The sequence below is a fragment of the Yinghuangia soli genome (assembly GCF_021502675.1).
GTDB classification, from domain to species: Bacteria; Actinomycetota; Actinomycetes; order Streptomycetales; family Streptomycetaceae; genus Yinghuangia; species Yinghuangia soli.
In genome coordinates this window covers 54351-76587 of record NZ_JAKFHA010000007.1, presented here as the reverse complement: position 1 = coordinate 76587, position 22237 = coordinate 54351, and the positions used below count along the sequence as shown (strand labels likewise).

21 protein-coding genes and 1 pseudogene are annotated in these 22237 nt (G+C 71.3%); 11 read left to right on the top strand and 11 right to left on the bottom strand.

What is annotated here, in order from left to right; translation table 11 throughout:
* Nucleotides 1-190: 190 nt before the first annotated feature.
* From LZ495_RS15000 to LZ495_RS14965, 8 genes and pseudogenes are all read right to left on the bottom strand, one after another.
* Complete coding sequence (locus tag LZ495_RS15000) at nt 191-439, bottom strand: acyl carrier protein (protein WP_235052688.1); 249 nt, start codon at nt 437-439, stop codon at nt 191-193.
* Between the two features lie 104 nt (nt 440-543).
* Nucleotides 544-1554, bottom strand: a complete 1011-nt coding sequence (locus LZ495_RS14995) for a beta-ketoacyl-ACP synthase III (RefSeq protein WP_235052687.1) — start codon at nt 1552-1554, stop codon at nt 544-546.
* A 307-nt stretch (nt 1555-1861) separates the two neighbouring features.
* Nucleotides 1862-2791: pseudogene (locus LZ495_RS14990) on the bottom strand (ACP S-malonyltransferase); the annotation flags it as partial.
* Between the two features lie 79 nt (nt 2792-2870).
* Nucleotides 2871-4058: a PucR family transcriptional regulator gene (locus LZ495_RS14985; protein WP_235052686.1), complete on the bottom strand. Its 1188-nt coding sequence runs from the start codon at nt 4056-4058 to the stop codon at nt 2871-2873.
* An 8-nt stretch (nt 4059-4066) separates the two neighbouring features.
* On the bottom strand, nt 4067-4792 hold the full coding sequence (locus LZ495_RS14980; protein WP_235052685.1) for an adenosylcobinamide amidohydrolase: 726 nt from the start codon (nt 4790-4792) through the stop codon (nt 4067-4069).
* Nucleotide 4793: 1 nt separating this feature from the next.
* Nucleotides 4794-5606, bottom strand: coding sequence for an ABC transporter ATP-binding protein (locus tag LZ495_RS14975; protein ID WP_235052684.1), 813 nt, complete (start codon nt 5604-5606; stop codon nt 4794-4796).
* Complete coding sequence (locus tag LZ495_RS14970; RefSeq protein ID WP_235052683.1) at nt 5603-6670, bottom strand: FecCD family ABC transporter permease; 1068 nt, start codon at nt 6668-6670, stop codon at nt 5603-5605. Before LZ495_RS14970 ends, LZ495_RS14975 begins: the two co-directional genes overlap by 4 nt.
* Nucleotides 6667-7596 carry an ABC transporter substrate-binding protein gene (locus LZ495_RS14965; protein ID WP_235052682.1) on the bottom strand — a complete coding sequence of 310 codons (930 nt, stop codon included), beginning with the start codon at nt 7594-7596 and terminating at the stop codon, nt 6667-6669. The genes LZ495_RS14970 and LZ495_RS14965 overlap by 4 nt, the downstream gene beginning before the upstream one ends.
* 346 nt (nt 7597-7942) lie before the next feature.
* Here LZ495_RS14965 and LZ495_RS14960 point away from each other — a divergent pair, with 346 nt between their 5' ends.
* The 11 genes from LZ495_RS14960 (at nt 7943) to LZ495_RS14910 (ending at nt 19252) form a co-directional block, all read left to right on the top strand.
* Nucleotides 7943-8680: a pirin family protein gene (locus tag LZ495_RS14960; RefSeq protein ID WP_235052681.1), complete on the top strand. Its 738-nt coding sequence runs from the start codon at nt 7943-7945 to the stop codon at nt 8678-8680.
* 107 nt (nt 8681-8787) lie between these two features.
* The gene (locus LZ495_RS14955) at nt 8788-9270 is read left to right on the top strand and encodes a very short patch repair endonuclease (protein WP_308268134.1); all 483 of its coding nucleotides are present in this window, start codon (nt 8788-8790) and stop codon (nt 9268-9270) included.
* 83 nt (nt 9271-9353) lie between these two features.
* Entirely contained in the window at nt 9354-10577 is a 1224-nt protein-coding gene (locus tag LZ495_RS14950; RefSeq protein ID WP_235052680.1) for a saccharopine dehydrogenase family protein, read from the top strand.
* A 48-nt stretch (nt 10578-10625) separates the two neighbouring features.
* Nucleotides 10626-11087 carry a hypothetical protein gene (locus LZ495_RS14945; protein WP_235052679.1) on the top strand — a complete coding sequence of 154 codons (462 nt, stop codon included), beginning with the start codon at nt 10626-10628 and terminating at the stop codon, nt 11085-11087.
* 117 nt (nt 11088-11204) lie between these two features.
* Nucleotides 11205-11699, top strand: a complete 495-nt coding sequence (locus tag LZ495_RS14940) for a MerR family transcriptional regulator (protein ID WP_235052678.1) — start codon at nt 11205-11207, stop codon at nt 11697-11699.
* Nucleotides 11696-12709, top strand: a complete 1014-nt coding sequence (locus tag LZ495_RS14935; protein ID WP_235052677.1) for an aldo/keto reductase — start codon at nt 11696-11698, stop codon at nt 12707-12709. Before LZ495_RS14940 ends, LZ495_RS14935 begins: the two co-directional genes overlap by 4 nt.
* Before the next feature lie 241 nt (nt 12710-12950).
* Entirely contained in the window at nt 12951-14195 is a 1245-nt protein-coding gene (locus LZ495_RS14930) for an ABC transporter ATP-binding protein (RefSeq protein ID WP_235052676.1), read from the top strand.
* On the top strand, nt 14192-15532 hold the full coding sequence (locus LZ495_RS14925) for an ABC transporter substrate-binding protein (RefSeq protein ID WP_235052675.1): 1341 nt from the start codon (nt 14192-14194) through the stop codon (nt 15530-15532). The genes LZ495_RS14930 and LZ495_RS14925 overlap by 4 nt, the downstream gene beginning before the upstream one ends.
* Before the next feature lie 17 nt (nt 15533-15549).
* Nucleotides 15550-16917: an ABC transporter permease subunit gene (locus LZ495_RS14920; RefSeq protein WP_235052674.1), complete on the top strand. Its 1368-nt coding sequence runs from the start codon at nt 15550-15552 to the stop codon at nt 16915-16917.
* Complete coding sequence (locus LZ495_RS14915) at nt 16914-17867, top strand: carbohydrate ABC transporter permease (protein ID WP_235052673.1); 954 nt, start codon at nt 16914-16916, stop codon at nt 17865-17867. Before LZ495_RS14920 ends, LZ495_RS14915 begins: the two co-directional genes overlap by 4 nt.
* A 68-nt stretch (nt 17868-17935) precedes the next feature.
* Nucleotides 17936-19252: a winged helix DNA-binding domain-containing protein gene (locus LZ495_RS14910; protein ID WP_235052672.1), complete on the top strand. Its 1317-nt coding sequence runs from the start codon at nt 17936-17938 to the stop codon at nt 19250-19252.
* On the opposite strand, the gene LZ495_RS14905 is transcribed toward LZ495_RS14910, so the two are convergent.
* From LZ495_RS14905 to LZ495_RS14895, 3 genes are read right to left on the bottom strand one after another with little or no spacing between them, the layout of a single operon-like run.
* Nucleotides 19152-19922, bottom strand: coding sequence for an amino acid ABC transporter ATP-binding protein (locus LZ495_RS14905; RefSeq protein WP_284701859.1), 771 nt, complete (start codon nt 19920-19922; stop codon nt 19152-19154). The two genes, LZ495_RS14910 and LZ495_RS14905, sit on opposite strands and share 101 nt — an antisense overlap.
* Complete coding sequence (locus LZ495_RS14900) at nt 19919-20884, bottom strand: amino acid ABC transporter permease (RefSeq protein WP_235052671.1); 966 nt, start codon at nt 20882-20884, stop codon at nt 19919-19921. Before LZ495_RS14900 ends, LZ495_RS14905 begins: the two co-directional genes overlap by 4 nt.
* Before the next feature lie 26 nt (nt 20885-20910).
* A complete protein-coding gene (locus LZ495_RS14895; protein WP_235052670.1) occupies nt 20911-21891 on the bottom strand; it encodes an ABC transporter substrate-binding protein in 981 nt (326 codons plus the stop codon).
* Nucleotides 21892-22237: the final 346 nt, after the last annotated feature.

The following is a 22237-nucleotide window of genomic DNA, read 5'->3' as shown; positions in this document are numbered from 1 at the left end:
GCCGGGGGTGCGGCGGCCGCGGGCGGTGCTGTGCTCGTACTGCGGGTCTTGCCGGTACTGCGTCTGCGGGTATTGCGTCCGCTGGTACTGCGTACTGCCGGTTCTGCGGGTATTGCCTGTGCGGTGCTGCGTGCTGCGTCCGGAACGCGGCTCGGGCCCCGGGTATACAACCCCCGGGGCCCGAGATCCGTCACTTGCCGGAGGCGTTCAAGATGTAGTTGACCGCGTCGCCGACCGTGCGCAGACCCTTGACGTCGTCGTCCGGGATCTTGACGTCGAACTTCTCCTCGGCGGCCACCACGACCTCGACCATCGACAGCGAGTCGATGTCCAGGTCCTCGGTGAACGACTTGTCGAGCTGGACGTCTTCGACCTCCGTGCCCGCGATCTCGTTCACGATCTCGGCGAGACCCGCGAGGATCTCCTCCTGGCTTGCCATGGTGCTCCTTGAATCGTCGGTGTTGCCGGTGTGGTGTCCACGGCCGCGGCACGGATGCCGGGCCGATGCTGCAGGGAGTTCGGTAAGAGCCTCGCGCGGCGGACTCAGGGAAGCGTAATGACCTGTCCCGCGTAGACGAGACCGGCCCCGAAACCCATGACCAGAGCGGTGCCGCCGCTGGGCGCCTCGCCGGTCTCGAGCATGCGCTCCATGGCCAGCGGGATGGAGGCCGCGGAGGTGTTGCCGGACTCGGCGATGTCGCGCGCGACGGGGACCTCGGCGGGCAGCTGCAGCGCCTTGATCATCGCGTCGGTGATGCGCATGTTGGCCTGGTGCGGGATGAAGGCGTCGAGCTCGCCGACGGCCACGCCGGCCGCGTCGAGGGCCTCCTTGCACACCTTGGCCATCTCCCAGACCGCCCAGCGGAAGACCTTCTGGCCTTCCATGCGCAGCGTCGGGAAGGTCGCCTCGGCGTTGTCGCGCAGCTCTTCCCACGACTCGGTCTGCTCGATCGCCTCGGAGTTGGAGCCGTCCGAGCCCCACACGACCGGGCCGATGCCGGGCACGTCGGACGGGCCGACCACGACCGCGCCCGCACCGTCGCCGAAGATGAACGCGGTGCCGCGGTCGTCCGGGTTGGTCAGGTCGGACAGCCGCTCGACGCCGATGACCAGCACGTACTCGGCGCTGCCGCCGCGGATCAGGTCGTTGGCGAGGGTGAGGCCGTAGCAGAAGCCGGCGCACGCCGCGGAGACGTCGAACGCCGCCGCGCGGCCGCCGCCGGCGCCGAGCCGGTAGGCGATCTCGGTGGCGATGGCCGGGGTCTGCTTGAGGTGCGTGACCGTCGAGACGATGACGCAGCCGACCTGGTCGGCGGAGATGCCGGCGTGCGCGAGCGCCTTGCCGGCCGCCGCGATCGACATCTCGGCGACGGTCTCTTCGTCGTTGGCCCAGCGGCGGGTCTTGATGCCGGACCGCGACTGGATCCACTCGTCGGACGAGTCGATGCGCTCGATCAGCTCGGAGTTCGGTACGACCCGGACCGGCCGGTAGCCGCCGACGCCCCAGATGCGGGCGTGCGGTGCTCCGACGGCGGGACGGATGGAAGCGGTCACGCGAGGTCCTCCCGGTCGAGATGGTTCAGCGCAAAAGTCGGCTGTGCTGCGCTTGTCACACGGCACCCCTGGGGTGGATGCGGAGCAGCGGCATGCCGGGTGCCACCGGGTCGCCGTCCTCGACCAGCCACTCGACCACGGTGCCGCCGTGCGGCACGGTGATCGCCTGCTCGTCGCGGTGCGAACGGACGACGCCGACCTCGGCGCCGGGCGCCAGGTCGTCGCCGGGGCGGATGCCCGCCTGGTGCACGATGCCCTTGAACGGTGCCACCACCAGGCGCCACGTCGGCGACGCGTCGATCTGGCTGGGGGTGCCGTGCTTTTCGACCAGGGCGCGGGCGGCGTCCAGGTCGTCGGGGGTCTTGAGGGCGACGGTCTCGATGCCGGGCAGCGCGCGCTTGGCCAGCCCGGTCAGCGTGCCCGCCGGGGTGACCTCGATCATCGCGGTGACGCCCAGGTCGCGCATGGTCTCCATGCACAGGTCCCAGCGGACCGGGTTGGAGACCTGGCTGACCAGGCGCGCGACGATCTCGCGGCCGTCGTGCAGCACCGCGCCGTCGGTGTTGGAGATGTACGGGGTGCGCGGGTCGCGCACGGTCACGCCGGGGACCAGCTCGGCGAGCCGGGCCACCGCGGGCGCCATGTGGTGGGTGTGGAACGCGCCGGCCACCGGCAGCGGCCGCACCCGGGCCTTCTCGGGCGGGTCGGCGGCGAACGCCTCCAGCTGCGGGAGGGTGCCGGCCGCCACGATCTGCCCGGCGCCGTTCATGTTGGCCGGGGTCAGGCCGTGCTCGGTGATCTTGGCGACCACCGCGTCGGGGTCGCCGCCCAGAACCGCGGACATGCCGGTCTCGGTGACCGCCGCGGCGGCGGCCATCGCCTTGCCGCGCTCGCGGACCAGGACCATCGCGGACTCCGCGGTGATGACGCCGGTGCCGGCCGCCGCGGTCAGCTCGCCGACGCTGTGCCCGGCCGCGGCGCCCACCACGCGGTACGCGTCCGACGGGTGCGGGAACAGCGCGAGGGCGGCCACCAGGCCGGACGCGACCAGCAGCGGCTGGGCGATCGCGGTGTCCCGGATCTGCTCGGCGTCGGCCTGGGTTCCGTAGTGGATGAGGTCGAGCCCGGTGACCGCGGACCACCACGTGAGGCGGTCGGCCACCCCGGGCAGGTCGAGCCAGGGCGTGAGGAAACCGGGAGTCTGGGCACCCTGTCCGGGCGCGACGAGTACGAGCACGTATCAACCCTCCCGCGAGAGAGGGGGGTGCACCCCGTGTCGGCGCTGACGAAGATCAGAAGGGGGTTTTGTAGGACTTCTACAAAACGCCGTCCGCGGCGGCCAGCCGCCCGAGGATCAGCGACACCTGCAGCGTGAAAGCGGAACGGGCCTCCGTCGGTACCAGGCCGGTGACGTCCATGACGCGTCGCAGCCGGTAACGCACGGTATTCGGGTGCACGAAAAGCATGCGTGCCGCGCCTTCCAGGGAAGAGGCCTGCTCCAGGTACACCGACAGTGTCTCCAGCAACGCGGAACCCGCCGCGTGCAGCGGTATGTAGATCTCCTCCACCAGCTGCCGCCGGGCTTCCTCGTCGCCGGCCAGCGCGCGTTCGGGCAGCAGGTCGTCGGAGAGCACCGGCCGCGGGGCGTCCGGCCAGGCCGCGCAGGCGCGGTGGCCGGCGGTCGCCGACTGTGCCGACCCTACAGCCGCCAGCAGATCGGGCACGCTCGGCCCCACGACCACCGGGCCCGGCCCGAACTGGCCGATCAGCGAGCGCGTGGCGCGCAGCGGGTCCTCCGCGCCGCCCAGGATCACCACGAGGCGGCCGCCCTGCACGCCGGTCAGCACGTTGAGGCGGGCGTTGCGGCCGGCCCGGTGGATGCTGTCCACCACGGCCTGGGTGTCGCCGTCCGGGGCGTTGCCGACCACCACCATGACGGATTCCGGCGAGCCCCAGCCCAGCGCCGCGGCCCGGGACAGGATGCCCTCGTCGGCCTCGCCGCGCAGCAGCGAGTGCACGACCAGCGCCTCCAGGCGGGCGTCCCACGCGCCGCGCGCCTCGGCGGCGTGCGCGTAGACCTGCGCGGTCGCGAAGGCGATCTCGCGGGAGTAGAGCAGCAGCGCCTCGCGCAGCACCTGGGCGTAGCCGGGGGCGGCGAGTTCCTCGATCTGCGCCTCGACGACCTCGATGGTCACCCGGACGAGTTCGACGGTCTGCGGCAGCGTGATGGCCCGGGTCAGCTCGCGCGGCGCGGTCCCGAAGACGTCGGCGCTGACCGCGTACGGGGCCTCGGGGTGCCGGAACCACTCGGTGAACGCGGCGATGCCGGCCTGCGCGACGAGGCCGATCCACGACCGGTTGTCGGCCGGCATGTTGCGGTACCACTTGAGGGTCTCGTCCATCCGGGCCGCGGCGGCGCCGGCCAGCGTGCCCGCGGACTTCTCGAGCCGGCGTACGGTCGCGGCCCGCTTGGCGGCGTCGGATCCGGAAGATCGGGAGGTCACGGGGACCATCATGACCCCTCGCGGGCCGATCGGCGTACGCGGTCGTCCCGGGCGCCCTGCGCGACGGCCGCGTGGACCGCGCGGGCGAGCCGGGCGCCCCAGACCGAGCGGGGGCCGCCGAAAAGCTCGGGCTCGTCGGCCGGACCTGCGACGGGGGCGGCGATGCAGATCGCGTCCGAGGGGGTGCCGGTGCAGGCGTAGCCGGTCTCGATCAGGGCCTGAACTTTGGCCTCGGTGGCCGTGGCGACCGCGTTCACCAGGGCCGCGTCGCTCATCGGGACCGGTAGCGCGGCCACGATGTTGATCGTGCCGGGGGCCGGGATCCCGGCCGCACCTGGCTCCGGGGCGGCGGCCCAGACGGGGATGCCGATGCCGGTGGTCGCCCACGCGCGCACGCCCTGGTCCTCGCCGGACGTGTACGCGTCGACCTGGGCGGCGGTCATGAGCCCGACCCCGGGGGCCGCCGGGTCGAGGCCCTGCGCGGCGGCCGCCTCGGTCAGGTGCCGGGCCGGGTCCATCCGCGAATACCCGGGCTGCACCTGCATGTTCACCAGCCACTCGCGGTCGCCGAGGCCGCCGCCGAGGATCGCGCTGGAGACCGTCCGCCAGCCCGGACCGAGACGCCAGACCAGGGTCGGCCACCCGTCGTGGCGGACGAGTCCGGGCGAGGGGAAGGGCCGCGTGACGGGCGCCTCGTACCGGGAACCGCCGGACGGCGCAGGCAGCGTGGTCATGTCACGCATCCGCCTTTCGCACCGGGACCGCGGTGTCGCGACCCGGCCGCACCAAGTGCACCTGCGGCCGCCCGTCCGTGCCCGTCGTGACCTCGACGTGCGCGTTGTAGTGCCGGGCGATGCTCTCCGGGGTCAGTACTTCGGCGGCCGTCCCGGACGCCACCGCGCGGCCCTCGACCAGGAGCAGCAAGCGGTCCGCGTACTGCGCGGCGACCCCGAGGTCGTGCAGCGTGGTCACCACCGTGAGGCCGTCGTCGCGGCGCAGCCGGTCGACGAGTTCGAGCACCTGCTGCTGGTGGCCGAGGTCCAGCGCGGTGGTCGGCTCGTCGAGCAGCAGCACCGGGGCCTGCTGGGCGAGCGCCCGGGCCAGGACGGCGCGCTGGCGTTCGCCGCCGGACAGCCGGCCGACCTCGCGCTCCGCGAAAGAGCCGAGGTCGAGGCGCTCCAGCACGCCGTCGACGATCGCCCGGTCGCTGCGCCCGGGCACCGCGAGGTAGCCCAGATAGGGGGTGCGGCCCAGGAGGACGTACTCGCGCACCGACATCTGCGCCGGGACCACCGGGTCCTGCGGCGTGTACGCGATGGTCCGGGCCAGCTTGCGGGCCGCCAGGCCGCGCAGCGGGACCCCGGCCGCGGTTACCGTGCCGGTATAGGGGAGGAGCCCGGCGACGGCCTTGAGCAGCGTCGACTTGCCGGCCCCGTTGGGGCCGATGACGGCCAGCCAGCCGCCCTGTCCGACCTGCGCGTCGATGCCCTGCAGGACCGGGCAGCGGTCGCGGGCCACGTCGAGGCCGGCGATCTCCAGGCCGGTCACAGGTCCACCCGCCGCGTGGCGCGCAGCACGACCACGAAGAACGGGGCGCCGATGAACGCGGTGACGACGCCGATCGGCAGTTCGCCGGGTGCCGTGACGGTGCGCGCGATGATGTCCGCGACCACCAGGAACGCGCCGCCGGCCAGCACCGACAGCGGCAGGATGCGGCGGTAGCTGCCGCCCGCGAGGCGGCGTACCGCATGCGGCACGACGATGCCGAGGAAGCCGATCAGGCCGCTGATCGCCACCGCGGTCGCGGTGGCCAGCGAGGCGGCGAGCAGCACGAGGAAGCGCACCTTCGCGGCGTCGACGCCGAGTACCGCGGCCTCCTCGTCGCCGACCGTCATGACGTCGAGGAGCCGGCCGTGCAGCAGCAGCACGAAGACGCTGACCGCGGCGTACGGGAGCGCCAGTTGCACTTCGGTCCAGCCGACCGAGGTCAGGCTGCCGAGGATCCAGCTGTAGATGCGGCGCAGTTCGTCGACCTTGTCCTGCATGACGAACGTCTGCACCGCGGACAGGAATGCGGAGACCGCGACCCCGGCGAGCACCAGCGTGACGGTGCCCTCCACGCGTCCCGCGGTGGCGCCCAGCGCGTACGCCATGAGCACGCCCGCGATCGCGCCGACGAAGGCGGCCAGCGGCACCACGCCGATGCCGGCCACCGATTCGACGTCCCAGTAGCCGATCACCAGGGTCGCGCCGAGCCCCGCGCCGGCCGCCGCACCGAGCAGGTACGGATCGGCCATCGGGTTGCGGAACACCCCTTGGTAGCCCGCCCCCGCGACCGCCAGCAGGCCGCCGACCAGCACCGCGCCGACCACGCGCGGCATGCGGATCTCCATGAGCAGCGCGTACTCCACGGGGGTCAGCCCGTGGTCGACGCTCACCCCCGGCAGCAGGTCCATGAGCGCGAGGAGCACGCCGCGGACCGGCAGGTCGGCCGCGCCGACCAGCAGGCCTGCGATCACGGCGCCGACCAGCAGCACGGTGCCGACCGCGTACGCGACGTACGCGCGGCCTTCGGCTGCCGGCCGGCGCCGGATCGCAGGACGGGATATCACGCGCCGGCGCCGGCCTTGTCGACCGCCTGCGCGACGGCCTTCACCAGGTCGACCACGCGCGGGCCCCAGCGGGACGCGATGTCGTCGTCGAGGGCGACCACGTTGCCGGTCTGCACGGCCTTGATCTTGTCCCAGCCCGGGCGCTTCGACACGGTGTCCAGGTTCTGCTGGCAGCACTTGGTGTCGGCCAGGAAGATCAGGTCCGGGTCGGCCTGCACGATGTGCTCGGTGGAGACCTGCGGGTAGCCGGAGCCGCTCTTGTCCGCCGCGTCCGCGATGTTCTTCAGGCCGAACAGCCCGTAGACCTCGCCGATGAACGTCTTGGACGTGACGCTGTAGCCGGAGTTGTCCAGCTCGTGGAAGTAGTTCAAGGGCGCCGCCGGCTTCTTGGCCTTGGCGACGATCTCCTCGATGTCCTTCTTCATCTTGGCGGTGACCGCGGCGGCCTCGCCGGCGTGCCCGGTGGCCGCGCCGAGCTTGTCGAACTGCGCGTACATCTCGGTGAAGTTCTTCGCGGCGGGCACCTCGACGACCTTGATCTTCAGGGTCTCGAGCTTGGCCTTCACGCCGTCGATGTCGTCCGAGATGACGACCATGTCCGGGGTGTACTTGGCGATCGCCTCGACGTTCGGCTTGAAGCCGGACAGCTCGGTCTTGGGCGCCTCGGCCGGGAAGTTCGACTGGTCGTCGACGGCCACGACCTGCTTGCCGGCGCCGATCGCGTACAGCATCTCGGTGGCCGACGGGGTCAGCGAGACGATCTTCTTCGGCGCGTCCGCGGCGGGCGCGGAGCTGCCGCCGGGGGCCGCCGAGCCGGCCGGTGCGGCGTTGCCCTTGTCGTCCTTCTTGTCGTCGCCGCAGCCGGTCAGGACGAGCGCGCCCAGGACCACCGCGGCGGCAGGCCGCAGTATCGTGCCGAGCTTCATGAGGGTTCTCCCACGTGCTACCCACGGGGGAGGGGACGCAGGACCCGTGGACGGTTCGCCCTTCCTACGAGGGCTGACGTCGTCGACGCAGGCGAGGCGACCTGGCTCGTCCCCCGGCCGCCGGGGCGGGAGGGCATCTCAGTTGCGGGACAGCGCCGGAATCGCACCGGACTTCGCTGCACACTGCGTCTCGGCGAACGGTTCCGCCGGATTCACGACGATACCAACCGGGCATCGGCCCTACCGTTGCGGGGACGGCCGGGGCAAGACCGCCGCGCGCCCGCCCGCTTCGTTCCGCCCCCGCCGGCGCGTACCCGCGCCCGCACCGCACGACCCGGAGAGTGGCATGACCCCCTACGACGTACGCCGCGCCACCGACCGCTTCCACACCGAGGCGGGCTGGCTGGACTCCCACCACAGCTTCTCGTTCAGCCGGCACTACGACCCGGCCAACACCCACTTCGGGCTGCTCCTGGTCAGCAACGACGACATCGTCGCCCCCGGCACCGGCTTCGACACCCACCCGCACCGCGACATGGAGATCGTCACCTGGGTGCTGTCCGGCTCGCTCGTGCACCAGGACTCCGAGGGCCACAACGGCGTCATCCAGCCCGGCCTCGCGCAGCGCATGTCGGCCGGCGCCGGGATCCTGCACTCGGAGAAGAACGACACCGGAGCCGCGGCCGCCCCCGAACCCGTGCACTTCGTGCAGATGTGGGTGCTGCCCGACGAGGCCGGCATCACCCCCGGATACGAGCAGCTCGACGTCTCCGCCGAGCTCGACCGCGGCGGCCTGGTCACCGTCGCGTCCGGCCGCCCCGGCCACGACGCGGCGATCCGTATCCACCAGAAGGACGCCGCGCTGCACGTCGCCCGCCTCGCCCCCGGCGAGTCCGCGGCGCTCCCGACCGCCCCGTACGCGCACGTCTTCGTCGCCAAGGGCAGCGTCGACCTCGAAGGCGCCGGGCCGCTGGCCGAGGGCGACGCGGTCCGCATCACGGGCGCGCAGGGCCAGCACCTCACCGCCACCGCGCCTGCCGAAGTCCTCGTCTGGGAAATGCACGCCGCCATTGCGGGCGCCTGACGCACCGCCTTCGCTGCCGCGCCGCGACCGGGGCGCTGCCGACACACTGTCGTCCGATGCCGTCCTGCTGTCGTCCCGCTGTCGTCCCGCGCCGGCATCGTGGTCCCGTGCCCACCCACGAGACGTCCCCGGACCCCGAGGCTGCTGCGCCCAAGCCGTCCACCCCGGCCGAACGCACCCGTCTGGAGACCACCCAAGCCACCCGCGACCGGATGAGCCGCCAGCGCAGCCGCGACACCAAGGTCGAGGTCGAACTGCGCAGGCAGCTCCACCGGTTGGGGCTGCGCTTCCGCATCCACCGGCGGCCGCTGAAGGGCGTGCGCCGCGAGGCCGACGTCATCCTCGGGCCCGCCCGCATCGCCGTCTTCGTCGACGGCTGCTTCTGGCACGGCTGCCCCGAGCACGCCACCTGGCCGCGCAACAACGCCGAGTTCTGGCGTACCAAGATCGAACGCAACCAGGCCCGCGACCGCGACACCGACGCCAAGCTCGCCGCCGCCGGCTGGCTCTCCGTCCGCGTCTGGGAACACGAGGAGCCCGCCGAGGCCGCCGCCCGCATCGCCGCCCTCTCCGCGACCCGCCGGGCCTGACCCCCGCGTGGGGCGTCGACGCGCGGACGCGCACACGGCACGATGGGCGCGTCCGCGAAGTTCCGCCCCGCCGAGAGGGAGCCATGTCCGCCGACGAACGCGCCTACGACCTTGTGCTGTTCGGAGCCACCGGCTTCACCGGCGGGCTCACCGCCGAGTACCTCGCGGACCACGCCCCCGACGGCTGCCGCTGGGCCCTAGCCGGCCGCGACCTCGCGAAGCTCACCGCGGTCCGCGACCGCCTCGTGGACCGCAACCCCGGCTACGCCGACCTGCCCCTCCTCGTCGCGGACTCCTCCGACCCGGCGTCGCTCCGCACCCTCGCCGAGAGCACGCGCGTCCTCGCCACCACCGTCGGTCCGTACATCACGCACGGCGAACCCCTGGTCGCCGCCTGCGCCGAGGCCGGCACCGACTACCTCGACCTCACCGGCGAACCGGAGTTCGTGGACCGCATGTACGTCGCGCACCATGAGACCGCGGTCCGCACCGGTGCCCGCCTCGTGCACGCCTGCGGCTTCGACTCGATCCCGCACGACCTCGGCGTCGCCTTCACCGTCGCGCAACTGCCCGAAGGCGTACCGATCCGCGTCGAAGGCCAGGTCCGGGCCGGCGGCACCATCTCCGGCGGCACCTTCGCCTCCGCCCTGACCTCCTTCTCCCGCCTGCGCGCCTCCCGCGAAGCCGTCCAGGCCCGCCGCCGCCTCGAAAAGCAACTCGCGCACAAGGCCGAGCCCGACGCCCCCGCCGCCCGCTCCGCCCGCGCCATCGACGGCCGCCCCCGCCGCGACCCCGACACCGGCGACTGGCTGATGCCGCTCCCCACCATCGACCCGCAGGTCATCGCCCGCTCGGCCCGCGCCCTGGACCGCTACGGCCCCGACTTCACCTACTCCCACTACGCCTCGGTACGCCGCCTCCCCATCGCCGTCGCCGGCGCCGCGGGCGTCGCCGCCCTCGTCCTCCTCGCCCACATCCCGCCCGCCCGCCGCGCCCTCCAGTCCCGCCTCGCCCCCGGCGACGGCCCCAGCCCCGAACGCCGCGCCAAGGCCTGGTTCGCCGTCCGCTTCGTCGGCACCGGCGGCGGTGAACGCGTCGTCACCGAAGTCCGCGGCGGCGACCCCGGCTACACCGAGACCTCCAAAATGCTCGCCGAAGCCGCCCTCTGCCTCGCCTACGACGACCTCCCCACCACCTCCGGCCAGGTCACCACCGCCACCGCCATGGGCGATGCCCTCACCACTCGCCTCCAGGCAGCCGGCATCGAATTCCGCCGCCTGGAACCCGCCGAACCGCCCAAGCCGTAGCAACGCGCCCCAGTCGCACCGCTGCGCCCCTGACCGAATCGGGATGCCGTGAAGTACGTCGTCGCCGCAGCCAAGGCACCGACCGTCGACGCCTGCCGCCATGCCCTGGGCGAGCGTCCCGACGTCGAGTTCCGCGTCGGCTCCGCCCCGGAGACCGGAGCCGACTGCGACGCGGCGATCGTGTCCTGGCCGCCGGCACATGACCGCTACGGCGGGTTCCCGAAGGCCGGTGCGGCGCAGGTCCTGGTGAACGAACGAGGGGACGGAGCACCGGGCTTCATCCTGGCCACACCGCCGCCGCAGGCTTCGTCCTACGGGCCCGCCGATTCCGACGTCGAGGACCAGGCGCTCCGCATCCTCGACGCCTGCGTCGCCGAGTTCCTGCGCGAATTTCCGGAGTCCCGGGAGGACGCCAAGATCCTCATCCACCTCGAAGGCGCCGCCTTGGACCACCCCGACCTCGGGCCACCCCTGAAGGGAATCCGCGAATTCCTGGACCGGCCGCGTTGAACCCAACTGCGCGGGGGTGGGACGGGCTACTTCGGGGCTTGCTTAGAGTGGGCTCTAAGTACGTAGCGTCTTAGCCGCGGCCCCATGCGGTGGCCGCGCACCGCCCCAGGAGGCTTCATGTCGCTGGCTCATGCGTCGCAGCCGGTCCCGGACGAGGAAGTCGGTCGCTTCACGATCAGCGAGGTCGTGGAGAAGACCGGCCTGACCGCGCACACGCTGCGCTGGTACGAGCGGATCGGGCTGATGCCGCAGGTCGGGCGGGAGGCGCCGCGGAGCGGGGGCGGGCAGGCCGGGCGGCGGCGGTACAGCGAGCGGGATCTGGCGTTCCTGGAGTTCGTGGGCAAGCTGCGGCTGACCGGGATGCCGGTCGCGGACATGATCCGGTACGCCGAGCTGGCCCGCGCCGGCGAGGGCACGATCGACGAGCGGCGGCAGATCCTGGTGGACCACCGCGCCGAGGTGCGCGAGCGGATCGCGGATCTGACCGCCTGCCTGCTGGTCCTGGACTACAAGGTCGAGCACTACGAGCAGTTGTGCGGGGTGTTCGAGACGACGCGCGCCGCGGGGGCGGAGGACGTTCTCGTACGCGCAGAATGCGGAGACGGCAGATGATGCGTACGACGGCACTTGGCACCGGCGGACCGGTCAGTTCGGTCCAAGGGCTCGGCTGCATGGGCATGAGCGACTTCTACGTGGGGGCGGGCGCGGACCGGACCGAGTCACTGGCCACGCTCGGGCACGCCCTCGACATCGGGGTCACGCACTGGGACACCTCGGACATGTACGGGACGGGCGAGAACGAGCGGCTGCTCGGCGCGTTCTTCCGCGGCGGCCGCCGTGACGAGGTGCTGCTGGCCACCAAGTTCGGCATCGACCGCAACCCGGAGGAGGGTGCGCGGGGGATCCGCGGCGACGCCGAGTACGTGCGGCGGGCGTGCGACGCGAGCCTGGCCCGGCTCGGGGTGGAGACGATCGACCTCTACTACATGCACCGCCGCGACACCGAGGTGCCGATCGAGGAAACCGTCGGCGCGATGGCCGAGCTGGTCGCGGCCGGCAAGGTGCGGCACCTGGGGCTGTCCGAGGTGACCGCCAAGGAGATCCACGCGGCTGCCGCGGTGCACCCGATCGCCGCGATCCAGGCCGAATGGTCGTTGTTCGCACGGGACATCGAGGAGTCGGTCGTTCCGGCGGCGCGCGAGGTCGGCGCGGCGGTGGTGCCGTACTCGCCGCTGGGGCGAGGCTTCCTGAGCGCTCGGTACGCGAGCTTCGCCGAGCTGCCCGAGGACGACACCCGCCGCCTGCAGCCGCGCTTCAACGGCGAGAACGCCGAGGCGAACGCGACCCTGCTGGTCCCGCTGCGTGAGGTGGCCGGCAAGCGCGGTGCGACGCCCGCGCAGATCGCGCTCGCCTGGATCCAGCAGCGCGCCGAGGTCTGGGACATGCCGGTCGTCCCGATCCCGGGCACGACCAAGCGGACCCGGCTGGACGAGAATGCTGCGGCCGTCGACATCGTCCTGACCGACGACGAACTCGCTTTGCTGGACCCGATCTCGGCTCAGGTCGCGGGCGAGCGCTACCACGTCATGACGCACACGTACGTCGGACCGGGCCGCGAGTGACAAAAGCGAGTGGCAAAAGGGGGTGATTCCACGCGCGTCGCCCGCCGGTTTCAAGTCGCACAACCACAGGAATCGGACACAGAGGGCGACGCGCACCCCGAAATTGATCACTCTGCGTACCCCTTAGGTCACGAATAGGCTTCGGTCGCCACCCGAGGGGTTGTGACCTCCCCGTCACCAGGCGTAGCACGGGAAGCCTGCGGGCGGTCCGGCCGGGACCGGCGCACCCCTTGGGGGTCTTGTGGCGGAAGTGGTTCTGAACGGGGTAGGCAAGGTGTACGCGGACGGCACCCGGGCCGTCGAATCCCTCGATCTGGCAGTCGCGCACGGCGAGTTCCTGGTCCTCGTCGGGCCGTCCGGGTGCGGCAAGACCACCGCGCTGCGCATGGTCGCGGGCCTGGAGGACGTCAGCGAGGGCACCATCAGCATCGGCGACCGCGTCGTCAACCAGGTGCCCTCGCGCGACCGCGACGTCGCGATGGTCTTCCAGAGCTACGCGCTCTACCCGCACCTCAATGTCCGCGACAACATCGGATTCGGCCTGCGCCTGCGCAAGTTGCCCAAGGCCGAGATCCGCAGGCGCGTCGACGAGGCAGCCCGCACCCTCGGCCTGGAGGAGCACCTCGCCCGCAAACCCCGGCAGCTTTCCGGCGGCCAGCGCCAGCGCGTGGCCATGGGCCGGGCGATCGTGCGCGAGCCGCAGGCGTTCCTCATGGACGAGCCGCTGTCCAACCTGGACGCCAAACTCCGCGTCCAGATGCGCGCCCAGATCGCCCGGCTCACCCGCGAACTCGGCGTCACCACGCTGTACGTGACCCACGACCAGGTCGAGGCCATGACCCTCGGCGACCGCGTCGCGGTGATGCGCAAAGGCGTGCTGCAGCAGGTCGCGCCGCCGCAGGAGCTGTACGACCACCCGGTGAACCTCTTCGTGGCCGGCTTCATCGGCTCGCCGGCGATGAACCTGCTCACCGGCCGCCTGGAGCAGGCCGAGGACGGCGGCCTGACCGTGCACCTGGGCGGCCAGCACCTCGCCGTACCCGCCGAACTCCTCGACCGCCGGCCGGCCTTGCGCGCGTACGCCGACCGCCAGGTGATCGTCGGCATCCGCCCCGAGGATTTGTACGACGCCGCCGACGAGTCCGGCGAGCCGCCCGCCGGCACCCTGCTGCGCGCCGACGCCGACCTGGTCGAGTCCATGGGCTCCGAGGTGCACGTCCACGTACGCCTCGACGTGCCCCCGGCGGTCACCGACGACGTACGCGAACTCGCCGAGGACGCGGGCGCCGCCGACCAAGTGCCCGACCCCGGCACCGCGCAGACCGAGGTGGTCGCCCGCTTCGGCCCGCGCACCCGGGTCCGGGAGGGCGACACCGCCGCACTGCGGGTCGCCGTCGAGCGCATGCACTTCTTCGATCCGGGCACCGGCCTCTCCGTTGCGGACCACGCGCAGGACCACGTGCAAAACCCGAAGGAGAAATCGTGAGGCGTTTCGCGGGAACCCTGGCGGCGGCACTGCTCGTCGTCGGACTGGCCGGCTGCGGCGACGACGACGGCGACAAGAAGGAACCAGGAGGCCCGAGTTCCGGAGCCTCGGCGCCCGCGCTGCCCCGACTGGACGGCACCACGGTCAGCGTCGCCGGCGTCTGGACCGCCGACGAGCAGGACGCCTTCAAGAAGGTCCTCGCCGATTTCGAGAAACGCACCGGCGCCAAGACCGAGTTCATCCCGACCGGCGACAGCGCCGCCACCTTCCTCGGCCAGAAGGTCGCCGGCAACGCACCCCCCGACGTGGCGTTCCTCGCCCAGCCCGGCGCCCTCCAGCAGTTCGCCCAGAAGGGCTGGGTCAAGCCGCTCGGCCCCGAGGCGCAGCAGGCCGTGCAGGCCAACTTCTCGCCGCAGTGGCACAAGCTCGGGTCGTACGAGAACAAGCTCTACGGCGTCTACTACAAGGCCGCCAACAAGTCCCTGGTCTGGTACAACACCAAGGTCTTCGACACGGCCGGCGCCACCGAGCCCAAGACCTGGTCCGAACTGCTGGCCACCGCCAACCTCGTCTCCGACTCCGGCACGCCGCCCTTCGCGACCGGCGGTGCGGACGGCTGGGTGCTCACCGACTGGTTCGAGAACGTCTACCTCAGCCAGTCCGGCCCGGAGATGTACGACAAGCTCGCCAAGCACGAAATCCCGTGGACCGACCCCTCGGTGGCCAAGGCGCTGCAGACCCTCGCGCAGGCCTGGAGCCTGCCCGGCGGCTTCCCGGGCGGCACCGGAGGTGCGCTGCAGACCGAGTTCCCCGCGTCGGTGAGCCAGGTCTTCGGCTCCACCCCGGCGGCCGGCATGCTGCCCGGCGCGGACTTCGTCGGCACCAACATCATCAAGGACACCAAGGCCAAGATCGGCACGGACGCGAAGTTCTTCGCGTTCCCGGCCGTCGAACCCGGCAAGGCCCCCGTGGTCACCGGCGGCGACGTCGCGGTGGCCATGAAGGACACCCCCGGCGCGCAGGCCCTGCTCGCCTACCTCGCCTCTCCCGACGCCGCGAAGGTGTGGGCGGGGCAAGGCGGTTACCTCTCGCCCAACAAGAACCTCGACCCCGCCGCCTACCGCGACGACGTCACCCGCGGCATCGCCCAGAAGCTCATCGCGGCCGGCGACGAGTTCCGCTTCGACCTGTCCGACACCGCCCCGTCGGCGTTCGGCGGCACGAAGGGCGAGGGCATGTGGCGCGACCTGCAGGACTTCCTGCGCAACCCGTCCGATGTCGCCGGCGCCCAGGCCAAGTTGGAAGCGGACGCCGTCAAGGCGTACGCCGGGACCTGAGGGCGGGCGGGGACGCGATGGGGGAGAAGACCGGCGGACCACCCCGCGCCGGCGCCGGTACGGGGCGGCCCGGGTCCGCGGGCGGGGATTCCCGCGGGCCCGGGGCCGGCCGGCTGCTGGGCTGGCTGTTCCTGCTGCCCGCTCTGCTCGTGCTCGGCGTGCTGGTCGCCTATCCGATCGGCTGGACGTTCGTGCGCAGCCTGTTCGGCGCCCGCGGCTGGTCGGACTTCAGCGGACTGGCCAACTACCAGGACCTGTTCACCGACGACGACACCTTCACGGCACTCAAGAACAACCTGATCTGGGTCCTCGTGGTGCCGGCCCTGGTCACCGCGATCGGCCTGGTCTTCGCGGTGCTGACCGAGCGCGTGCGCTTCGCCACCGCGTTCAAGATGATCGTGTTCATGCCGATGGCGGTCTCGATGCTCGCCGCCGGCATCACCTTCCGGCTGGTCTACGACCGCGAACCCGAGAAGGGCGCGGCCAACGCCGCACTCGTCAGCGTCCACGACGCCTTCGCCGAGGCCGCTCCCTACCCCGGCGCCCGGCCGCGCCCGGGCTCCGGCCTGGAACCGGCCGGCGGCGGCTTCGCGACCGCCGCCGAATCCCCCGGCGGAAGCGTCGTCATGCTCCCCCTGGTCGCCCTGGCCGACGACAAAGTGCCGGGCCGCGCCCGCCCGGCCGCCGCCCCGCCCGCCGCACCCGGCCAGGTGACCGGCGTCGTCTGGGTCGACTTCGGCCGCGGCAACACCGGCCGCCCCGGCGTGATCGATCCCGGCGAACGCGGACTGCCCGGCGTCAAGGTCGAGGCGGTACGCGGCGGCCGCACGGTGGCGAGCGCCACCACCGCCGCAGACGGCTCCTTCACGCTCCCGGAGCGCGCCGCCGCCGCCGGACCAGTGCAACTCCGGCTTGCCGCAGCCAACTTCGAGCAGGCGTTCCGCGGCTACGACTGGCTCGGGCCCAACCTCATCACGCCCGCCATCATCGGCGCGTACGTATGGATGTGGGCCGGCTTCGCGATGGTCCTCATCGCCGCGGGCCTCGCCGCGATCCCGCGCGACGCCCTGGAAGCGGCCCGGGTCGACGGCGCCACCGAGTGGCAGGTCTTCCGCCGCGTCACCGTCCCGCTGCTCTCCCCGGTGCTGGTCGTGGTGCTGGTGACCCTGGTCATCAACGTCCTGAAGGTCTTCGACCTCGTCTACATCATCTCGCTCGGCTCCTCGCAGAAGGAGGCCAACGTGCTCGCCCTGCAGATGTACCTGGCGTCCTTCGGCGGCGGCGACAACCAGGGCCTCGGCAGTGCCATCGGCATCGTCCTGTTCCTGCTCGTCCTGCCCGCGATGCTCTTCAACATCCGCCGCTTCCGAAGGGAGAGCAAATGACCGGGGGAGCCGCACCGGCGGCGTCCGCACCGCTGCCCGCCCCCGAGGCCGCGCCCGAACCCGGACCCGGGCCCGGGAAGCGCGGCGACGGCGGCATCCACCGGTCCCTCGCCTCCCGCATCGCCGGACGCACCGGCGGCGGGGCGGTCGCGGTCGGGCTGGTCCTGGTCGCGCTGTTCTGGATGATGCCCACCTTCGGACTCCTGGTCTCGTCGCTGCGCTCGCCGCAGGAGACCGGGACGTCCGGATGGTGGAAGGTCTTCACCGAACCCGGCCAGATGACGTGGGACAACTACGACCGGCTGCTGTCCGACGACGACATGATGCGGGCGTTCTTCAACACGATCTGGATCACCGTGCCCAGCACGGTCCTCGTGATCCTCATCGGCGCACTCGCCGCGTACGCCTTCGCCTGGCTCGAATTCCCGGGCCGCGACTGGCTCTTCCTGATCGTCGTCGGCCTCCTTGTGGTGCCGGTGCAGGTCGCGCTGATCCCGGTCTCCCAGTTGTACGGCGACGTAGGCCTGTTCGGCACCATCGCGGGCGTGGTCCTATTCCACGTCGCGTTCGGGCTGCCGTTCGCGGTCTTCCTGCTGCGCAACTACTTCGCGGGCATCCCCAAGGACCTGCTGGAGGCCGCCCGCATGGACGGCGGCACCGACCTGACCATCTTCTTCCGGGTCATCCTGCCGCTCGGCCGACCGGCGATCGCCTCGTTGGCCATCTTCCAGTTCCTGTGGGTCTGGAACGACATGCTCATCGCCCTCATCTACGCCGACAACGACTCGGCCCCGCTGACCGTCGCCCTGCAATCGCAGTCCCGGGCCTTCGGCGCCAACATCGAAGTCCTGGCCCCCGGCGCGTTCCTCTCCCTCATCGTCCCGCTGCTGGTCTTCTTCGCCTTCCAGCGGCACTTCGTGCAGGGCGTCATGGCGGGCGCCGTCAAATAGGAAACACCGGCCCGCACCCCGGCCATATAGGAGCGTGGCGTTCCTGATTGGCTCGTAGAGTCGTCCGCATGACGACCGAAAGCATGCGCGTCCTCAGCCTCCGCGAGCTCAACCGCGCCACGCTCGCCCGCCAGCACCTGCTGGAGCGCGTCGCCATGCCCGCCCGCGACATGGTCGCGCACCTCGCCGGCCTGCAGGCGCAGCACCCGATGTCGTCGTACTACACGCTGTGGACCCGCATCGCCGACTTCGACCCGCAGGAACTGGTCACCCTCATGACCGACCGCGACGTCGTCCGCATCGCCATGATGCGCTCCACCATCCACACCCTTACTGCCGACGACTGCCTCACCTGGCGCCCGCTCATCACCCCGGTCATCGACCGTATGACCAAGACCTCGCACGGCAAGGGCTACGGATCCGCCGACAAGGACGAACTCATCCGCATCGGCCGGGAGTTCGTGGATGAGAAGCCGCGCACCTTCGCCGAGGTCGGCGCCTTCCTCGGGGCCCGCTGGCCGGACGCGCAGCCCAGTGCGCTCGCGCAGGCCCTGCGCGCGTGGGTCCCGCTCGTCCAGGTCACCCCGCGCGGCCTGTGGGGCCGCAGCGGCGCGGTCGCGCACACCACCGCCGAACACTGGCTCGGCCGCGAGCAGGCCGCCGATCCGTCCCTCGACGACGTCGTCCTGCGCTACCTCGCCGCCCTCGGCCCGGCGTCCGTCAAGGACTTCCAGGTCTGGTCCGGCCTCACCCGCACCAAGCCGGTCTTCGAACGCCTGCGCCCGCAGCTGGCGGTGTTCCGCGACGAGAACGGCCGCGAACTCTTCGACCTCCCCGAAGCCCCGCGCCCGGACGCCGACACCCCGGCTCCGGTCCGCTTCCTGGCCGACTTCGACAACATCTTCCTGTCCCACGAGGACCGCTCCCGGGTGGTCACCCGCGAGTGGCAGCAGTGGGGCCTCGACCAGGGCAACATGCTGTGGGGCGGCCTCCTGGTCGACGGCGCCGGCCGCGCGGCCTGGCGCATCGAACGCACCAAGGACACCGCGACGCTCCTCATCTCCTCCGGCCCCGAACCCAAGAACGCCCTCAAGGCCCACCGCGCCGCCATCGAGGCCGAAGCCGCCAAGCTCATGTCCTTCGCCGCCCCCGACCGCGACAAGCACGACATCGTGTACAAAAGCCCGAAGTGGTTCAGGCCTGAGCCGCGGGGGGTCCCCGAACCCGCGAAGGGCGCCCCGGCGGTGCGGCCGGGGCGCCCTTCGCTTCACTGCGTTTTCGTGCTTACAGCACCTTGGACAGGAATGCCTTGGTGCGGTCGTGCTGCGGGTTGGTCAGGACGTCGCGCGGGTGGCCGGACTCGACCACCACGCCGCCGTCCATGAACACCAGGGCGTCGCCGACCTCGCGGGCGAAGCCCATCTCGTGCGTCACGACGATCATCGTCATGCCGTCCTCGGCGAGGCCGCGCATCACGTCCAGCACCTCGCCGACGAGTTCGGGGTCGAGCGCCGAGGTGGGCTCGTCGAACAGCATCAGCTTCGGCTCCATGGCCAGCGCGCGGGCGATCGCCACGCGCTGCTGCTGGCCGCCGGAGAGCTGCGACGGGTACGCGTTTATCTTGTCGGCCAGGCCGACCCGGTCGAGCAGACGCTTGGCCCGCTCGTACGCGACCGCCTTGGACTCCTTGCGGACCTGCATCGGCGCTTCCATGACGTTGCCGATGGCCGTCATGTGCGGGAACAGGTTGAAGCGCTGGAACACCATGCCGATGTCCCGGCGCTGCAGCGCGACTTCGGAGTCCTTGAGCTCGTAGAGCTTGTCGCCCTTCTGCCGGTAGCCGACCAGATGGCCGTCCACCCACAGACGCCCGGCGTTGATCTTCTCCAGGTGGTTGATGCACCGCAGGAAGGTCGACTTGCCGGACCCGGAGGGACCGACCAGGCAGAAGACCTCCTGGGGGAGGACTTGCAGGTCGATGCCCTTCAGAACCTCTACGAGGCCGAACGACTTGTGCACGCTCTCGGCCAGCACCATTGGCTGCGACGACTTCATGAGCGGGGCACCTCCGAGCGGCGCAGCGAGAACACGAGCTGGCGGACCCTCTGGAACGGGGTGGCCGGCAGGCTGCGCTGCGACCCCTTCGCGTAGTGACGCTCCAGGTAGTACTGCCCGATGCTGAACACGGTGGTCAGCGCCAGGTACCAGATCGACGCGGTGAAGAGCAGTTCGGCGGTGGCCAGGCTGTCCTGGGAGCGGACGCCCTGGTTGAAGAACAGCTCCGAGTACTGCACGGCCGACACCAGCGACGACGTCTTGAGCAGGTCGATGAACTGGTTGCCGGTCGGCGGGATGATGACCCGCATGGCCTGCGGAAGCACCACGCGCTGCATCGTCTTGGCGCGCGACATGCCCAGCGCATGGGACGCCTCGGTCTGGCCCTCGTCGACGGACTGGATGCCCGCGCGGATGATCTCCGCCATGTAGGCGCCCTGGTTGATGCCGAGGCCGAGCAGCGCCGCGAGGAACGGCGTCATGAACGTCACCATCGGCTCTTCGTAGAAGCCGACGTTGAAGTTCGGGAAGATCAGCGCCAGGTTGTACCAGATGACGAGCTGGACGTAGACCGGCGTGCCGCGGAAGAACCAGATGTAGAACCAGGACACGGTCTGCATCACGGGGTTCCGGGACACCCGCATCACCGCGGCGAGAGTGCCCAGCGCGAGGCCCAGCAGCATCGACAACACGGTGATCTTCACCGTGTTCCAAGCGCCCTTGAGGATCAGGTCGTCGTCGAGGTAATCGAAGGTGACGTCCCAGTTCACCTTGGCGTCGGAGAACGCCAAGCCGATGAGACCGACCACCGCGAGCACGATGACGGCGCTGATCCAGCGGCCGTAGTGCCGGACCGGGATCGCCTTGATCGGGACAGGGCCCGCGGCCACGGGAATCGCGTCGTGGCCGGCAGGCCCGGCCGGCGTGCCGCCGGCCGGGCCCTTGTCTATGGGAGGAGTCACAGGAGCTTGCCTTCGGGCGCGGGGAGTCAGGATCCGCCGTTGATCTTGGCCTCGGTGACGGCGCCCTGCTTGACGTTGCGGGCCTCGAGGATCTTGCCGTACTCGCCATTCTTGATGATGGCGTCGACGGCTTCCTTGATCACGTCGCGCAGCGCCTGGTCGTCCTTGCGGACCGCGATGCCGTACGGGCCGGCGTCGATCTGCTCGCCGACGACCTCGAAGTCCTTGCCGTCACCGGAGACCTGGGCGTTGTACGCGGCGACCGGGAAGTCGTTGAGGTCCGCGACGCTGCGGCCCTGCTTGAGCTGGAGCAGCGCCTCGGTGTCCTTCTCGAACGTGAGGATCTTGATCTCCGGCTTGCCGGCCGCCTTGCACTTGTCCTGCTGGGCGATCGCGAGGTCCTCGTTGACGGTGGCCTTCTGCAGCGCGACCGTCTGACCGCACAGGTCGTCGAGGGTCTTGATGTTCTTCGGGTTGCCCTTCTGGACCAGGATCGAGGTGCCGGCCGTCATGTAGTCGACGAAGTCGACACCTTCGCCGGCCTTCTTGCCGTCCTTGTCCAGGCCTTCCTGGCGCTTCTTGTTGTCGCTCATCGACGACATGATCAGGTCGATGCGCTTGGTGTTCAGCGAGATGATCAGGTCGTCGAAGGCCTGGTTCTGGAACTTCAGCTCGACGCCCAGCTGCTTGCTGATGGCGGCCGCGATGTCCGGGTCGACACCGATGATCGTCTTGCCGTCCTTGTCGTAGTACTCCATCGGCGCGTACGCGACGTCGGAGCCGACGTTGATGACCTTGGCGTCCTTGTACTTCTGCGGGACCTTCGCGTACAGCGGCGCGGCGGCGGTGCTCGGCGACTGCTGGCCGGCCGAGGTCTGGGTGCCGGCCGACGGCGTCGTGCCCTCGTCCTTCTTGTCGTCGTCACCGCAACCGGTGAGCAGGAGCGCTCCGGCCACAAGCACGGCGCCGGCCGCGAGAGTACGGCGACGCGCCGAGAGTGCAGTCATCGAGGGTCCTCCATGGTGAAGCGGATCGGCCGACCTGGGACTGGTGGCACGAGATGTCGACACGGACATTTGTTCGCCCGCACCGAGATCACGTGGCAGTTTCCCATCATGTGGACCGATCGGGGGATGCCCGTCATGTCAATTTCACATAACGTCTGACGCGCGTAGCGGCCCCGTCGCAGGGCGAGCGGACCGGAAGCCTACCGTCCGGTAGTACCCCGTTCCGCAGCTGACCCGCTGTCAGAACCCCCTGTACCGCTCAAACGGCGCATCGCCTCCGGGTGGCAAACGTCGGAGGGGCCCGGCCCCGGGGCAGCCGGACCGGGCCCCCCCCGGGGGGGGCCCC